The organism is Pantoea sp. JV6 (assembly GCF_025910055.1).
Lineage (GTDB): Bacteria > Pseudomonadota > Gammaproteobacteria > Enterobacterales > Enterobacteriaceae > Pantoea > Pantoea agglomerans.
In genome coordinates this window covers 672,489-687,554 of record NZ_JAPCIM010000012.1, presented here as the reverse complement: position 1 = coordinate 687,554, position 15,066 = coordinate 672,489, and the positions used below count along the sequence as shown (strand labels likewise).

10 protein-coding genes are annotated in these 15,066 nt (G+C 58.7%); 6 read left to right on the top strand and 4 right to left on the bottom strand.

Features of this window, described 5'->3' with window-relative positions:
• Positions 1 to 31: 31 nt before the first annotated feature.
• On the bottom strand, positions 32 to 3,706 hold the full coding sequence (locus OK412_RS13590; RefSeq protein WP_264353249.1) for an AAA family ATPase: 3,675 nt from the start codon (positions 3,704 to 3,706) through the stop codon (positions 32 to 34).
• On the bottom strand, positions 3,703 to 4,902 hold the full coding sequence (gene sbcD / locus OK412_RS13585; RefSeq protein WP_033779671.1) for an exonuclease subunit SbcD: 1,200 nt from the start codon (positions 4,900 to 4,902) through the stop codon (positions 3,703 to 3,705). Before sbcD ends, OK412_RS13590 begins: the two co-directional genes overlap by 4 nt.
• Before the next feature lie 197 nt (positions 4,903 to 5,099).
• Here sbcD and phoB point away from each other — a divergent pair, with 197 nt between their 5' ends.
• From phoB to proY, 6 genes are all read left to right on the top strand, one after another.
• Positions 5,100 to 5,789, top strand: coding sequence for a phosphate response regulator transcription factor PhoB (phoB, locus tag OK412_RS13580; protein ID WP_003852491.1), 690 nt, complete (start codon positions 5,100 to 5,102; stop codon positions 5,787 to 5,789).
• Positions 5,790 to 5,803: 14 nt separating this feature from the next.
• A complete protein-coding gene (gene phoR, locus OK412_RS13575) occupies positions 5,804 to 7,117 on the top strand; it encodes a phosphate regulon sensor histidine kinase PhoR (protein ID WP_010255313.1) in 1,314 nt (437 codons plus the stop codon).
• A gap of 19 nt (positions 7,118 to 7,136) precedes the next feature.
• Positions 7,137 to 8,057: a PstS family phosphate ABC transporter substrate-binding protein gene (locus tag OK412_RS13570; protein WP_031293116.1), complete on the top strand. Its 921-nt coding sequence runs from the start codon at positions 7,137 to 7,139 to the stop codon at positions 8,055 to 8,057.
• A gap of 165 nt (positions 8,058 to 8,222) precedes the next feature.
• A complete protein-coding gene (locus OK412_RS13565) occupies positions 8,223 to 9,329 on the top strand; it encodes a cobalamin-independent methionine synthase II family protein (RefSeq protein WP_264353248.1) in 1,107 nt (368 codons plus the stop codon).
• Between the two features lie 391 nt (positions 9,330 to 9,720).
• The gene (gene brnQ / locus OK412_RS13560; RefSeq protein ID WP_154209617.1) at positions 9,721 to 11,040 is read left to right on the top strand and encodes a branched-chain amino acid transporter carrier protein BrnQ; all 1,320 of its coding nucleotides are present in this window, start codon (positions 9,721 to 9,723) and stop codon (positions 11,038 to 11,040) included.
• 70 nt (positions 11,041 to 11,110) lie between these two features.
• A complete protein-coding gene (gene proY / locus OK412_RS13555; protein ID WP_264353247.1) occupies positions 11,111 to 12,463 on the top strand; it encodes a proline-specific permease ProY in 1,353 nt (450 codons plus the stop codon).
• Positions 12,464 to 12,977: 514 nt separating this feature from the next.
• On the opposite strand, the gene OK412_RS13550 is transcribed toward proY, so the two are convergent.
• Both OK412_RS13550 and OK412_RS13545 read right to left on the bottom strand, forming a co-directional pair.
• Positions 12,978 to 14,234, bottom strand: coding sequence for a histidine-type phosphatase (locus tag OK412_RS13550; RefSeq protein ID WP_264353246.1), 1,257 nt, complete (start codon positions 14,232 to 14,234; stop codon positions 12,978 to 12,980).
• Positions 14,235 to 15,047 carry an inositol monophosphatase family protein gene (locus OK412_RS13545; RefSeq protein ID WP_022626128.1) on the bottom strand — a complete coding sequence of 271 codons (813 nt, stop codon included), beginning with the start codon at positions 15,045 to 15,047 and terminating at the stop codon, positions 14,235 to 14,237.
• Between the last annotated feature and the right edge of the window lie 19 nt (positions 15,048 to 15,066).

Here is a 15,066-nt window from a genome sequence, read left to right as displayed (position 1 = left end):
ACAGAACCAGAATTTACCGCTCTGGCGCCCGTTATCCCTGCGGCAGTTCCAGCTGGCTGTAACCCAGCCCATTCATCTTGCGTACTTTAATCTGAACCGGAATGCGCTCTTTCATCGCTTCCACGTGGCTGATCACCCCAATGGTTTTGCCGCTGGCGTTGAGTGCATCGAGTGCGTCCAGCGCGGTATCGAGCGTCTGCGCATCCAGCGTGCCGAACCCCTCATCCAGAAACAGCGATTCGATGCGCGTTTTGTGGCTGACCAGATCCGACAATGCCAGCGCCAGCGCCAGACTCACCAGGAAGCTCTCACCACCCGACAGCGTGCGGGTATCGCGCGCCGCATCGGCCTGCCAGGTATCGACCACATCCAGCTCCAGCAGATCCTGCGCCCGTCGCTGCAGCAGATAGCGGCCATGCAGCCGATCGAGCTGACGGTTAGCCAGGGCCACCAGGTGATCCAGCGTTAAGCCCTGGGCGAAGCGCCGGAATTTATCGCCGCTGGCGGAGCCAATCAGATCGTTGAGCAGGCTCCACTGCGCCAGCGTCACACCATCCTGTTCAATCTGTGTCATCAGGCTCTGCTGGCGCACACGAAGGCTGGCATCGCTCTGTAGCTGCTGCTGAATCTGACCCTGCTGGCTGGCGTTGTCGCGCAGTGCCAGCCGTAACTGCTCCAGCTGTTGCGCCAGCGCTTCGGTGGATTCCGGCATCGCAGCGGGTTTCGTCTGCTGATGGAGACTGAGCCGCTGACGCAGATCCGCCAGTCGCGCCTGCTGCTGCTGGCATTGCTGATCGAGCTGCTGCAACTGCTGATGCAGTTGCACTGCGGTCTGCTCATCCAGCAGCGCCGCGCGCAGGCTGGCTTCATCCGCAAATCCGGCGCTCTCGAGTGCCTGCTGCAGCGCGCTTTCCGCCTCTGCCAGTTTGCTATTGAGCGTCTGCCGCTGATTTTCCAGTCCCGAAAGCTCACCCTGCAGGCGACTGACCTCGGCCTGCGCCTGTTGCAGGGCCGTGAGCTGCTGTGCCAGTTGTTCATCAGCCTGCTGAACGCGGGCCTGTATCTGCTGACGGGCGTGGGTGACCTCGCGGTCGCCAAACAGCGCCTGACGGGCACGGCGCATCTCGCTGAGCTGCGTCTGGCGCTGGTTTTGCTGCTGCTGACGAGTGGTGAGCTGCTGCTGCTCCAGTTCTGCCTGCTGTTGCAGGGCAGTGAGCTGGGTTTCCCCCTTTAACAGCTGCGGTTGCAGGTTAGCGAGCAACCGCTCACTTTCCTGCCAGCGCTCCCAGCGCCGCTGCTGTTCTGTCAGCCATGCATCGCGATGGGCGGCGTCGGGCAGGGCAAGGTTGTGTGCACTGAACTGCTGCTCCAGACGACTCTGCAATTGCGCCATGGCCTGCTGTTCCTGCTGCTGACGCTGTTGCAGCGCATCCAACGCCTGTTGCAGGCTGGACAGCGACTGCTGCGCCAGCTGTTCTGCCTGCAAATGCTGCTGCCAGGCCTGTGACTGCTGAAGATAGTAATCTTTTGCGGCCTGACGCGCCTGTTCGGCGGCTTCCTGCGCCTGTCGCTGTTGCTCAAGCTGGCTTTCACGTTCGCTTTGCTGCTGCTCCCACGCGGTTAAGGCATCCCGATCGGCGAGCGGGAAGGTAAGTGCCAGCTCACTGCTCAGCGCCTGCCATTGTTGCTCAAGCCGATCGAGCTGTTGCTGCATCTCCGCGATCTCATCGCGCAGGGTCTGCTGTTGCACGGCTGACTGTTTCAGCTGTTCGCTTTTTGCCGTGCCCGCTTCGCGCAATGCCTCGGTTTGTTGTTGCAGTGCAGCCCGGCGCTGCTGGTTAGCACTTACTTCCAGCGTGCTGTAGGCCTCAACGGCGGGATGCGTGCAGGAGCCGCACAGCGGACAGGGCTGATCGGCGGCGAGCCGGGCGCGGTAATCGCTGAGATCGACAATCTGCTGCTCCAGCGCGCAGATTTTTTCGACATCATCCAACTGCTGTTTTTCGCGTTTCCACGTCTCGCGCAGGGCCTGGAGTTCCGCTTCACTCTGCTGATGCGCTTTTGCGAGCGCGATAAGCCGCTGCTGGCGCTGGCCCAGCTGCTGGTGCAGCGGCTGCCACTGGGTTGAAAGCAGCAGCAGTTGCTGACGCGCCGGACGGCTGTTCTGCAACTGGCTTAATGCCTGACGCAGTGCGGCAGGCGGATGCTGTTCCTGTAGCGAAGTTAGTACTTGCTCCGCCTGCGAGAGCGCCTGGCGGGCCTGTTGCTCCGCCTGCTGGCGCGGGAGCGCCTGTTCTGCCTGCTGCTGCTGTTCCGCCTGCTGGGCAGCGATCTGTCGCTGCTGCTGCTCGCGCTGTTGCGCCAGTCCGGCCAGGGTCGCTTCACGCTGCGCCAGCAGGGCAAAGTTCTCCTGCCACACCGGCAGCGAAGCGCCCCATTGGGCGAGATCGGCAAGCTGCTGGCGTAACTGATGCTGTTCGGCAATCGCCTGCTGCCATGTCTCAACCTGGCGCTTCTGCTCTGCCAGGCTGGCCTGTGTCTGATCAGCATGCTGCTGCTGTCGGGCATTTTCCTGCTGCTGCTCCGCAAGCTGCTGCTGCAGTGCGCTGATCCGCTGATCCAGCGGCAGCACCTGTTCTGTCAGCAGACTTTCCTGCTGCTGCTGTTCCTGCAGCGCCTGCTGGCGGGCACTCTGGGTCGTCGCGTAGTGCTGTTGATGCTGCTGCTGTTGGCTCTGCGCCTGCTGCTGCGCCGACGTGAGTTGCTGACAGCGGCTCACGACCTGCTGCTGTTCGGTGCGTAACGCGTCGCGCTGCTGCAGTTTTACCCGCAGCTTTTCAGCCGGTTCGCTGCGTGCAAGACGCTGACGATCGGCCTCTGCCGCCTGGGATGCAGCCTGGGCCTGCTGCAGCGCGACGTCAGCCTGCGCATCTTCCTGCTGTAACTGCTGCGCCTGCTGTTGCCACTGCTGCTGTTGCTGCGCCTGCTGATAGTGCGCGCTGAGCTGCTGTTCCGCATCGGTCAGATCGGTGAGCTGCTGTTGCAGCGCGGCGCGTGCGTCGCTATCCAGCAGCGCCATCGCTCCCGCCTGGCTGCGCAGCAGATCCAGCTGGGTTTTTGCCTCTTTGTGGCGCTCGTAGATGGCGGCGGAAATCAGACCGTAAATTTCGGTGCCGGTCAGCTCCTCAAGCAGTTCCGCGCGCTCACTGGCTTTGGCATTGAGAAAGGCGGCGAACTGGCCTTGTGACAGCATCATCGAGCGGGTAAACCTTTCGAAATCGAGCCCGGAGAGGGTTTCGATCAGCTTCAGCTTGTCACCGACTTTATCGGCAACAATAGTGTTGTCAGCGCAGCGTGCCAGCTCAACGCGCGGTGCCTGAAGTTTGCCGTCGGCAGTGCCGCGCGCGCGGTTCTGGCTCCAGAAGGCGCGCCAGGCTTCTCCTTTGATCTCAAACTCCACCTCGGCCAGACATTCGGCACAGTCGCGGGTCATCAGCGCATTCTGGCTCTGTGAAATCGCGCCCAGGCGCGGTGTCTGGTGATAGAGCGCCAGGCAGATGGCGTCCAGCAGGGTGGTTTTACCGGCGCCGGTGGCACCGGTAATGGCGAACAGGCCGTTGCTGGCGAAAGGTTCGGCGCGGAAGTCGATGAACCATTCACCGCGCAGGGCATTGAGGTTTTTGAACCGTAGCGTGAGGATCTTCATTGGGTCTCTTCCATGGCGGCCAGCGTCTGGCGGAACAGGGTGGTCATCTCGGCGATTTGCGCCGGTTGCAGCTCCTCATCCAGCGCCAGCCGGCGGGCAAAGACCTCCTCCACCTTCAGTTCACTCAGGGTTTCGTTGTCGAGCCGCGCCAGGCTCTGTTGCCGCTGTTCACGGCTGCGGCGGAGCAACAGGACTTCGACCGGCAGCGTGGCGGTCAGGGTTTCTACCTGACGCTGCAGGTCGCTGAGGTACTCCTGGGTGGTGACTTCGATGTCGAGCCAGGTCGGCTTCTCCTGCTCTGCCGTGCTGAAGGCGTTTAACTGCTCTGCAATCTGCGCCAGCGATCCTTTCAGCACCTGCATCGGCTGCGCCTGTGGCACCACCAGCGGCGTGACCGATTGCAGGCCGCTGGTGGTGAGTTCCAGCAGGAAGACGCTTTTTTCTGTGCCCAGCTCGTCAAAACTCAGCGGAATCGGCGAGCCGCTGTAGCGGATATGCTCGCTGCCCGCGACGCGCTGAGCGCGATGAATATGCCCCAGTGCGATATAGTCAGCCGCGGGAAACGCGCTGGCCGGGAAGGCGTCCAGCGTGCCGATATAGATGTCGCGCACCGAATCGCTCTGGCTGACGCCGACGGTGGTGAGATGGCCGGTGGCGATAATCGGCAGTGCATGGCCCAGCGCCTGGGCGGCGGTGAAACGCTGCTGATAGTGGTGGGCGATCGCTTCCAGCAGCGAGGTCTGCTTGTCGCGTCCCGACTGACCCGCCCGGCTGCGCAGGATATCGCGCGGCCGCAGATAGGGAATCGCACACAGCAGCGCGCCCGGCTCGCCCTGGCGGGTGTTGAGCAGCAGCACATCATCCTTCTCCTGCGGGGTGGCGATCACCCGGGTATTGAGACAGGCGAGCAGCTCACGCGACTCATTCAGCGTGGCAACGGAATCGTGGTTGCCCGCCAGCACAATCAGCTGACAGCCGCTGGGCTGCAGCGCCACCACAAAGCGGTTGAACATTTCGCGGGCGTAGCTGGGCGGTGTACCGGTATCAAACAGATCGCCTGCGATGATCAACGCATCCACCTGATGCTGTTCAATCTGGATCAACAGCCAGTCGAGAAATGCCTGATGTTCGGCTGCCCGACTTTTGTTGTAGAAGAACTGCCCCAGATGCCAGTCCGCAGTATGAATGATGCGCATGATGAGTCCCTGCCGTTGTGATTCGCCCGGCGATTATACTGGCTCTGCGGCCAAAGCAAAAAATTGTCGCTGCGCTGTCATAAATGATTACCAGTGAGGTTACAGGCAGGTTATGTTTTTCATAAAAGTGTCACAAATCTGACGCATAATGGCGCCGCGAATCTCAGTGACATCCGTCATAATCAGCAGGAGTAATAATGGCTAAGCGCATTTTGGTTGTGGAGGATGAAGCCCCCATCCGTGAAATGTTGTGTTTTGTTCTGGAGCAGAACGACTATCAGCCAATCGAGGCGGAAGATTATGACAGCGCCGTTGGCAAGCTGATTGAACCCTGGCCCGATCTGATTTTGCTGGACTGGATGTTACCCGGTGGCAGCGGTATTCAGTTTATCAAACATCTGAAACGCGAGGCGATGACACGCGATATCCCGGTGATGATGCTCACCGCGCGCGGCGAAGAGGAGGATCGGGTGCGCGGCCTGGAAGTGGGTGCCGATGATTACATTACCAAGCCCTTTTCACCTAAAGAGCTGATGGCGAGAATCAAAGCGGTGATGCGCCGTATTTCGCCGATGGCCGTGGAAGAGGTGATTGAGATGCAGGGGCTGAGTCTGGATCCCTCCTCACATCGCGTGATGTCCGAAACCACGCCGCTGGAGATGGGCCCTACCGAATATAAGCTGCTGCACTTCTTTATGACCCACCCGGAACGCGTTTACAGCCGCGAACAGTTGCTGAACCACGTCTGGGGCACCAATGTGTATGTGGAAGATCGTACTGTCGATGTTCACATCCGTCGTTTACGTAAAGCGCTGGAAGTGTCCGGCCACGATCGCATGGTACAAACCGTTCGCGGAACAGGGTATCGTTTCTCTGCCCGCTACTAAACGGAGCCTTTACCGTGCTGGAACGCCTCTCCTGGAAGAGATTACTGACAGAACTGCTGCTGGTCTGTCTGCCCGCAGTGCTGCTGGGCCTGCTGTTCGGCGGTCTGCCCTGGTGGCTGCTGCTGAGCGTGCTGACGGTGCTGTTGTGGCATTTTCACAATCTGATGCGGCTGTCGCACTGGCTGTGGCTGGACCGCACCATGACGCCACCGGCCGGGCGTGCCAGCTGGGAACCGCTGTTTTATGGTCTTTACCAGATGCAGCTCCGCAACCGGCGGCGGCGGCGTGAACTGGGCAATCTGATTAAGCGTTTCCGCAGCGGTGCCGAGTCGCTGCCGGATGCGGTGATCCTGACCACCGAAGAGGGCACCATTTTCTGGTGTAACGGCCTGGCGCAGCAGCACCTGGGTCTGCGCTGGCCGGAAGATAATGGCCAGAACATCCTCAATCTGCTCCGTTATCCGGAGTTCTCGCGCTATCTTCGCCAGCGCGATTTCGACAAGCCGCTGACGCTGGTGCTGAACAACAAACTTCACATGGAGTTCCGCGTCATGCCCTACAGCGAAGGGCAGTGGCTGCTGGTGGCGCGTGATGTCACGCAGATGCATCAGCTGGAAGGGGCGCGCCGCAACTTCTTTGCCAACGTCAGCCATGAATTGCGCACACCGCTCACGGTGCTGCAGGGCTATCTGGAGATGATGAACGACTCGGTGATGAGCGAGCCTTCGCGCAGCAAAGCGCTGCACACCATGTCGGAGCAGACGCGCCGCATGGACAGCCTGGTCAAACAGCTGCTGACGCTATCGCGCATTGAAGCCGCGCCCGCAATCGATCTGAAAGAGAAGGTCGATGTGCCGGTGATGCTGAAACTGCTGCAGCATGAGGCGGCAACGCTGAGTGGTGGCCGTCACGACATCCATTTCCATACCGATCCCCATCTGAAAGTGTTCGGCAACGATGAACAGCTGCGCAGCGCCATCTCCAATCTGGTTTACAACGCGGTAAACCACACACCGGATGGCACGCGAATTGATATCAGCTGGCTGCGCGGCAAACAGGGGGCTATCTTCCGGGTGTGCGATAACGGGCCGGGCATCGCCTCAGAACATATTCCGCGTCTTACCGAGCGTTTCTACCGGGTCGATAAAGCGCGTTCGCGTGCGACCGGCGGCAGCGGGCTGGGGCTGGCGATAGTGAAACATGCTCTGAGCCACCATAACGCCCGGCTCGATATCACCAGCGTGCCGCACAAGGAGACCTGTTTTACCTTTACGCTGCCAGCGAGGTTGATTGTCAGCAGCGTGATGCAGGAGAATGCCGTTCATTAATCGCTGCCGGATCTCCCTGATGCGCATCCTTCTTTTGTTGATCGTTACTCTGCTGCCGGGCCTGGCACTGGCCCAGCCCGGCGCGCTCTCCGGCAATCTCAGCAGCGTCGGATCCGATACGCTGGGTTATCTGATGACGCTGTGGGGCGAAGATTTCAGTCGCCAGGCGCCGGGCGTCAATGTCCAGGTTCAGGCCTCCGGCTCTTCTACTGCGCCGACCGCGCTGGCGGCGGGTGCAGCACAACTCGGTCCGATGAGCCGCCCGATGCAGGCAGATGAACGCCAGGCCTTTGAGGCGCGCTACGGCTATCCGCCGCTGGCGGTTCCGGTGGCTATGGATGCGCTGGTGGTAGTGGTGAATCAGCGCAATCCGCTACAGCAGATTGAACCGCGACAGCTCGATGCCATCTTCTCGATTACCCGTCTGTGTGGCGCACACAGCGTGCCGCTGCGCTGGGGCGATCTCGGCTTAACCGGCGCGCAGTGGAGCAAACGGCCGATTCAGCGCTATGGACGTAACTCCGCCTCCGGCACATGGGGTTTCTTCAAGCAGCAGGCGCTGTGTAAAGGTGATTTTCGCAGCGACGTGGCGGAGTTTCCCGGCTCGGCCGCAGTGGTGCAGGCGGTGGCCGGTAATTCACGCAGCATCGGCTACGCCAGTTTTGGCTTTCATCTCAGCGGCGTAAAAATGCTGGCGGTGATGAATGATCAGGGGCAGGCGATTACCCCGGATGCCGATGCCATCCGCAGTGGCCGTTATCCCTGGGCGCGCCCGCTCTATCTCTACGTGAATAAAGCGCCCGGCAAACCTTTGCCGCCGCTGGTGGCCGCGTTTCTGCAGCAGGTACTTTCGGCGCAGGGACAGCGGCGGGTCAGTGAAGCGGGCTATCTGCCGCTCTCTGACAGTCAGATGACGCAGGCGCGCGCCGCGCTGCGTTAATCTCCCACACGTGAATTTTTTTCATCATCACTGAATTTTCTTCAGTTGCAGAAGAAAGCCGCTCATGCCACTCTGTGTTCAGACATGTAGCCATCCAGATGGCTATTTATATCAGGATGCAACTATTTCCTGCCGTCATTAATGGCAGGAGAGACAGGAGTGATCATGCAAAGAGAAACCGCCCCGTTCCGTGCCGATACCGTTGGCAGCTTTCTGCGTCCCGCCGCCATTAAGCAGGCGCGCGAACAGTTTGCAGCCGGAGAGATTGATGCGGCGGCCCTGCGTCAGGTTGAAGATGATGCGATTCGCGATGTGGTGGCGAAACAGCGGGAAAATGGCCTGAAAGTGGTCACTGATGGCGAATTTCGTCGCGGCTGGTGGCACTTCGACTTCTTCTATGGCCTGAATGGCGTAGAGCGCTATGAGGCGGAGCAGGGCATTCAGTTTAATGGCGTGCAGACCAAAGCGCATGGCGTGAAAGTGGTGAGCAAACTCGGTTTCCCGACGGATCATCCGATGCTGGCGCATTTCCGCTTCCTGCAGAGTATTGCCGGTGATGCGGTGCCGAAGATGACCATTCCCAGCCCCAGCGTGCTGCACTTCCGTGGTGGCCGTAAGGTGATCGACGCGGAAGTTTATCCCGATCTGGCGGACTACTTCGACGATCTGGCGCAGACCTACAAAGCAGCTATTCAGGCGTTTTATGACGCGGGCTGCCGCTATCTGCAACTGGATGATACCGTCTGGGCTTACCTCTGTTCTGAAGATCAGAAGCGCGATATCCGGGCGCGTGGCGACGATCCTGACCAGCTGGCACAGACTTATGCTCAGGTGTTGAATAAAGCGCTGGAAGGTAAACCTGCCGATCTGACCGTGGGTCTGCATGTCTGTCGCGGCAACTTCCGTTCAACCTGGATCTCTGAAGGCGGCTATGGGCCGGTCGCAGAAATCCTGTTCGGCAGCGTCAACGTGGATGCCTTCTTCCTGGAGTATGACAACGCCCGTTCCGGCGGTTTTGAACCACTGCGTTACATTAAGCCAGGTCATCAGCAGGTGGTGCTGGGCCTCATCACCACGAAAGTGGGTGAACTGGAAGATCCGGCGCAGGTGAAAACCCGGCTGGAAGAGGCGGCGCAGTATGTCAGTCTGGATCAGATCTGCCTCAGTCCGCAGTGTGGTTTTGCCTCAACCGAAGAGGGCAACAGCCTGACCGAGGCGCAGCAGTGGCAGAAGATTCGCTTAGTGGTCGATATCGCGAATCAGGTCTGGTAGTGCTGTAACGTTGTGCAGACAGGCGCGTAAAACGCGCCTTTTGTGTATCTTCAGGCCCGTTTATGCGGGGATTTCTCGCGCTCTGTCTATTATTTAGGCACATCATCTTGTGTGCCTGCTGCAAAAATTAACGCTATCCACTGCCTTTTGAAAAAATGGCGGCATAACCTTCTGGTTTTCCGATCCCGTATTGCCTTTCACCGCTATAAACGTTTTACTTAGCGCCGTTGTCGATCCATCCCTCTGTGAACAGAATAAAAGCAGCTCAAATCACCTGTGCTTTACCCTGCGACGAGCATAATGCGCTGACATTGTCAGCCTGGTCGCGGTTTACACGCAGCGAGGGGACAACACTAACCCAACTTCCACCGCAACATCAGTGACAGGCCGTATGACACATCGTTTAACTTCGAAGGACATTCTCGCGCTGGGCTTTATGACATTCGCCCTGTTTGTTGGCGCGGGCAACATCATTTTCCCGCCCATGGTCGGTATTCAGTCTGGCGAACACGTCTGGACTGCCGCGATTGGTTTTCTGATTACCGCAGTCGGTCTGCCCGTGATGACCGTGATCGCGCTGGCCCGCGTCGGCGGCGGCGTGGATGCACTCAGCACCCCGATTGGCAAGGTCGCTGGCATCGTGCTGGCCACCGTTTGCTATCTGGCTGTCGGGCCGCTGTTTGCCACACCGCGTACGGCCACGGTCTCGTTTGAGATGGGTATTGCCCCGCTGACCGGTGATGGCGCGCTGCCGCTGTTTATCTATAGCCTGATTTACTTCACGCTGGTGATTGGCGTATCGCTCTATCCCGGCAAGCTACTCGACACGGTAGGGCACTTCCTTGCGCCATTAAAAATTATTGCGCTGACCGTGCTGGGCGTTGCTGCCCTGGTGTGGCCTGCTGGCGGCACGGTTCCGGCTACCGCTGATTATCAGCGTGCGGCCTTCTCCAGCGGTTTCGTCAATGGCTATCTGACCATGGATACGCTGGGCGCGCTGGTATTTGGTATCGTAATTGTCAACGCCGCCCGTTCGCGTGGCGTCGATAATGCCGCGCTGCTGACCCGTTATACCGTGCTGGCAGGGTTAATCGCCGGTCTGGGCCTGACGCTGGTCTACCTCTGCCTGTTTAAGCTGGGCGCGGGCAGCGGTGCGCTGGTGGATCAAAACGCTAACGGCGCAGCGATTCTGCACGCGTATGTTCAGCACACCTTTGGCAACATGGGCAGCTTCTTCCTTGCCGCGCTGATCTTCGTCGCCTGTATGGTGACCGCCGTAGGCCTGACCTGTGCCTGTGCGGAATTTTTTGCGCAATACCTGCCGTTATCGTATAAAACGCTGGTGTTTATTCTGGGTCTGTTCTCCATGGTGGTGTCGAATCTCGGCCTGAGCCACCTGATTCAGATCTCCATCCCGGTACTGACGGCGATTTATCCGCCCTGTATCGTGCTGGTGGTGCTGAGTTTCACCCTCAACTGGTGGAATAAGAGCAGCCGGATTATCGCGCCAGCCATGCTGATTAGCCTGCTGTTTGGTATTGTTGATGCGATTAAAACCACCGGGTTTAAAGATTTGCTGCCCGCTTTCAGTCAGCATCTGCCGCTGGCCGATCAGGGTCTCGCCTGGTTGCCGCCGTCGCTGGTGATGCTGCTGATTGCCGCTGTTATTGATCGGGTGAAAGGGCCGGAACAGGTGACCGTTCACTCGTAGCAGAGAGCACTGATTTTTCTTTAACCACGGGCCTGCCCGTGGTTTTTTCATTTCACAGGTACAGGTTGTTATGCAAGAAACCAACAAGCTCAAACGCGGACTGAGCACGCGCCACATCCGCTTTATGGCGCTGGGATCGGCGATTGGCACCGGGCTATTCTACGGTTCCGCTGACGCGATAAAAATGGCCGGACCGAGCGTGCTGCTCGCCTATATCATCGGCGGGGCAGTGGCTTACATCATCATGCGCGCACTGGGTGAGATGTCCGTTAACAATCCTCAGGCCAGCTCCTTCTCACGTTACGCGCAGGACTATCTTGGGCCGATGGCAGGCTACATCACCGGCTGGACGTACTGTTTTGAAATCCTGATCGTGGCGATTGCGGATGTCACCGCGTTCGGCATCTATATGGGCGTCTGGTTCCCTGAGGTGCCGCACTGGATTTGGGTGCTGAGCGTGGTGCTGATCATCGGTGCCGTCAATCTGATGAGCGTGAAGGTGTTCGGCGAAGTGGAGTTCTGGTTCTCCTTCTTCAAAGTCGCCACCATTATCGTGATGATTCTGGCAGGTTTCGGCATGATCATCTGGGGGCTCGGCAACGGCGGCCAGCCGACCGGCATCCACAATCTCTGGACTAACGGCGGCTTCTTTGCGCACGGCGTAGTCGGTATGCTGCTGTCGCTGCAGATGGTGATGTTTGCCTATGGCGGTATCGAAATCATCGGTATTACCGCCGGTGAAGCGAAAGATCCGGAGAAGTCGATTCCGCGCGCCATCAACTCGGTGCCGTGGCGCATTCTGGTGTTCTACGTCGGCACGCTGTTTGTGATTATGTCGATCTACCCGTGGAATCAGGTAGGCACCTCGGGCAGCCCGTTTGTGCTGACCTTCCAGCATCTGGGCATTGCGGCAGCCGCCTCTATCCTCAATTTCGTGGTGCTGACCGCGTCACTCTCGGCGATTAACAGCGATGTGTTTGGCGTGGGCCGCATGCTGCACGGGATGGCGCAGCAGGGACATGCGCCGAAGGTCTTTATGAAGGTCTCTTCGCGCGGGATTCCGTGGGTGACGGTGGTGGTGATGATGTTCGCCATGCTGATTGCGGTTTATCTCAACTACCTGATGCCGGAAAAAGTCTTCCTGGTGATCGCCTCGCTGGCGACCTTTGCAACGGTGTGGGTCTGGATCATGATTCTGCTGTCGCAGATCGCGTTCCGTCGCAAAATTGGTAAAGAGGCCGCCAGTAAGCTGCAGTTTGCGCTGCCAGGCGGCAGCTGGACTGCTGGTGTCGGCGTAGCCTTCCTCTGCTTTATTATCGGTCTGATTGGTTATTTCCCCGATACCCGCATTTCCCTCTATGTCGGTATGGTGTGGATAGTGGTGCTGCTGCTGGGCTATAAGCTGGTTCATAAACCCCGCTAATCTCCTGTTCTGCTCTCTCATTCGTGGGGGAGCAGAACGCGCTATTTCCCGCGCTTTTATATTCCTGCTCATCTGATTATTTATGTGACCCAATGCACAATATGGAATCCTGTTATCAGGAGCAAAACGCCTGCCTGCGAAATAAGTTTATGTCCCGGTTTATATCCATGAATGCGTATTTTAATTGGCAGTGAATGTGGCGGATAGTGATAACCGGGCAGAAAGCGATAAGGGAGATTCAGAGAAGTGAGCGTGCAGTCACACAGGCGCTGGCGGGCAGCAGTAGCGGGGCGTGTAAGAAATAAAAAACGGCGAAACCAGTCGCCGAAATACTCAAGAATTACAGGAAAATAGCTAATAAAGGGATGATTGACGGGTCTATCGTAAAACAAAACGAGTGGCGCTGATAGTCAGGCGATTTAAATAAGAAAAGGTCGGAATGGCGTTAATTAACAGCGGTTAACATTATTCAGGCCGCGTTGATGCTGCGGCCTGAATTTGATTAGCCACAGACTCAGGGCAATATAACCGAAACCGGCAGCACAGCGCTGTCATCCAGCTTTTTCCGCAACTGAATCAGCGTGGATTGATAAGGGCAGAGCACGCCGACATCGGTGATTCTGCAGTCGGGCTGATGCCACTCCTGACGTAATAACGGATGTTTATCATCAATCGGTTGTAACTGACGAATCCCATCCAGACTCTGCGCCTGGAAATAGAGCCGCAAAAAACGTTCGCCGCTGTGGGTGTCGCGCCAGCGCTCCAGCACCAGACTACTGCCCGGTGGAATGTTGCCGCGCGAATAGCCAGGCAACTGCCAGCTAAAGCCCATCAGGGTGCGCACCATCGCAATATTAGTGTCATGTGCCACCAGAATCAGCCAGCGGCCCGGCGCGCTATCGGAAGCGATCGCCTCCAGCAGGGCGTTGAGCAATATTGAGCCACGGCGCTGTGCCTGATAGAGCACGTCGTTGCTGAGATCGTAGTTTGCGGTCAGCAGCGGCAGCAGCGTGGTGATCTGCGCGGCCGAGGTGATGTGTCCCCAGGCGAGCTGGTCCAACGGCAGGTTTTCGCTGTAGCCCAGTCGCAGCGTCTCCACCATGCTTGCCATCACACTCAGCCCGTAAACGTATGTGTTGCCGTTACGGGTTTGCCGGAACGACCAGGGCGCATCAAAGAGGGGGCAGTCAGTCGCGGGCGGGCAGACGGCGGCTTTCAGCTGCTGAATGGCGGGTTGCAACTGCTGTTGCAGCCGCGCCAGATCGCCCGCTTTCTGCTGCTTAGCCGCCAGCTCCTGAGCAGGATCGCTCTGGGTGATCGTCAGCTTTTCACTCTGAAACAGGGGATCGACTTCGCCCGCTACGTGATGCACCGGCACGCCGCAGCCGGGAAAGGCCCCGTCAGTCAGCGCTGTGGCCGTGGCACGGGTGCGCTGCAGCGGACTGGCGCGCACGTAGACCTGTGCCGCATCAGGACAGCCCGCGCCCAGCAGGCCGAGCTGGCGATAGTGCTCGCCTTGCCAGCGTCCTTTATTGACCACCGCGCTGTAGCCATGACCGGTCAGCTCACCATCGGCGGTGGTCCACTGCGTCCAGGGTTGCTGGCTGGCGGCTTCAATCTCTTTACGATTGCCGGGGGTGGGCGGACGGACACCGTGACGGCTCAGTTCGACCACCTTCTCCAGCTGGTAATCCGCCGCCTGTGACGCTGGACTTAACAGCCAGAGAAAACTGAGGATCAGCGCGCAGCGGTACAGGCCGGGCAGCGTCATTTACTCCTCCAGCGCGCGATTACCGGTCAGCGCTTTGATTTTTGGATAAAGAGTCGCATTGGCCAGCAACACCGGGTTGCCGTTTTTGAGTCCTTCGTTGCGCAGATAATCATTAGTAACGCCGCCCGCTTCGCGCATCAGGACGATGCCCGGCAGACTATCCCAGGGATGCATATGCGCTTCATAGTAGCCAATCAGTCGCCCGGCGGCCGCCCAGGCGCTGGTCAGCGCGCCAGAACCGATGCGAATAAACATGCCACCCTGTTCAGTTAAGCCGCTAATCAGGCGCGAGACGCTTTCGGCTGGGGTGCGACTGGAGTTGCTGATGCCGAGCAAACCCTCGTTGAGATGCGTCGCGCCATGAACCTGGAGACGGCTCTCATTAACCCACGCACCCTGACCTGCTCGTGCGTGAAACAGCTCCTGATGATTGGGATCGCAGACCACGCCGATTACCGGTTCGCCGTCACAGACCACCGCCAGCGAGACGCACCAGTTAGGCAGGCCGTTGACGAAGCAGGCGGTGCCGTCGATGGGATCGACCACCCAGATAAAGGGTGCGCCCTGAACCTCACCGCCGCTCTCTTCGCCATAGACAGCATCGTCAGGAAAGCGCTCAGCGATTAATGTCTTAATCAATGCCTCAACGTTACGATCAGCCTCGCTGACCACGTCCTGCAAATCCCTTTTGTGTTCCACCACCAGTGTCTGACGCTGCTGATACCACGAATAAGCCCGGCTGGCCGCCGCACGGGCGATGTCGCAGGCGTAACGGTAACGCGCGTCAATTTCAGAATGCGAAGCGGATGACATCTTTTCCTCTTATGTCTTT

Excerpts from the sequence above, each read along its gene's own strand:
- OK412_RS13590 (WP_264353249.1), bottom strand. The coding sequence starts at position 3,706 with ATGAAGATCCTCACGCTACGGTTCAAAAACCTCAATGCCCTGCGCGGT.
- sbcD (WP_033779671.1), bottom strand. The coding sequence starts at position 4,902 with ATGCGCATCATTCATACTGCGGACTGGCATCTGGGGCAGTTCTTCTAC.
- phoB (WP_003852491.1), top strand. The coding sequence starts at position 5,100 with ATGGCTAAGCGCATTTTGGTTGTGGAGGATGAAGCCCCCATCCGTGAA.
- OK412_RS13570 (WP_031293116.1), top strand. The coding sequence starts at position 7,137 with ATGCGCATCCTTCTTTTGTTGATCGTTACTCTGCTGCCGGGCCTGGCA.
- OK412_RS13565 (WP_264353248.1), top strand. The coding sequence starts at position 8,223 with ATGCAAAGAGAAACCGCCCCGTTCCGTGCCGATACCGTTGGCAGCTTT.
- brnQ (WP_154209617.1), top strand. The coding sequence starts at position 9,721 with ATGACACATCGTTTAACTTCGAAGGACATTCTCGCGCTGGGCTTTATG.
- proY (WP_264353247.1), top strand. The coding sequence starts at position 11,111 with ATGCAAGAAACCAACAAGCTCAAACGCGGACTGAGCACGCGCCACATC.
- OK412_RS13550 (WP_264353246.1), bottom strand. The coding sequence starts at position 14,234 with ATGACGCTGCCCGGCCTGTACCGCTGCGCGCTGATCCTCAGTTTTCTC.
- OK412_RS13545 (WP_022626128.1), bottom strand. The coding sequence starts at position 15,047 with ATGTCATCCGCTTCGCATTCTGAAATTGACGCGCGTTACCGTTACGCC.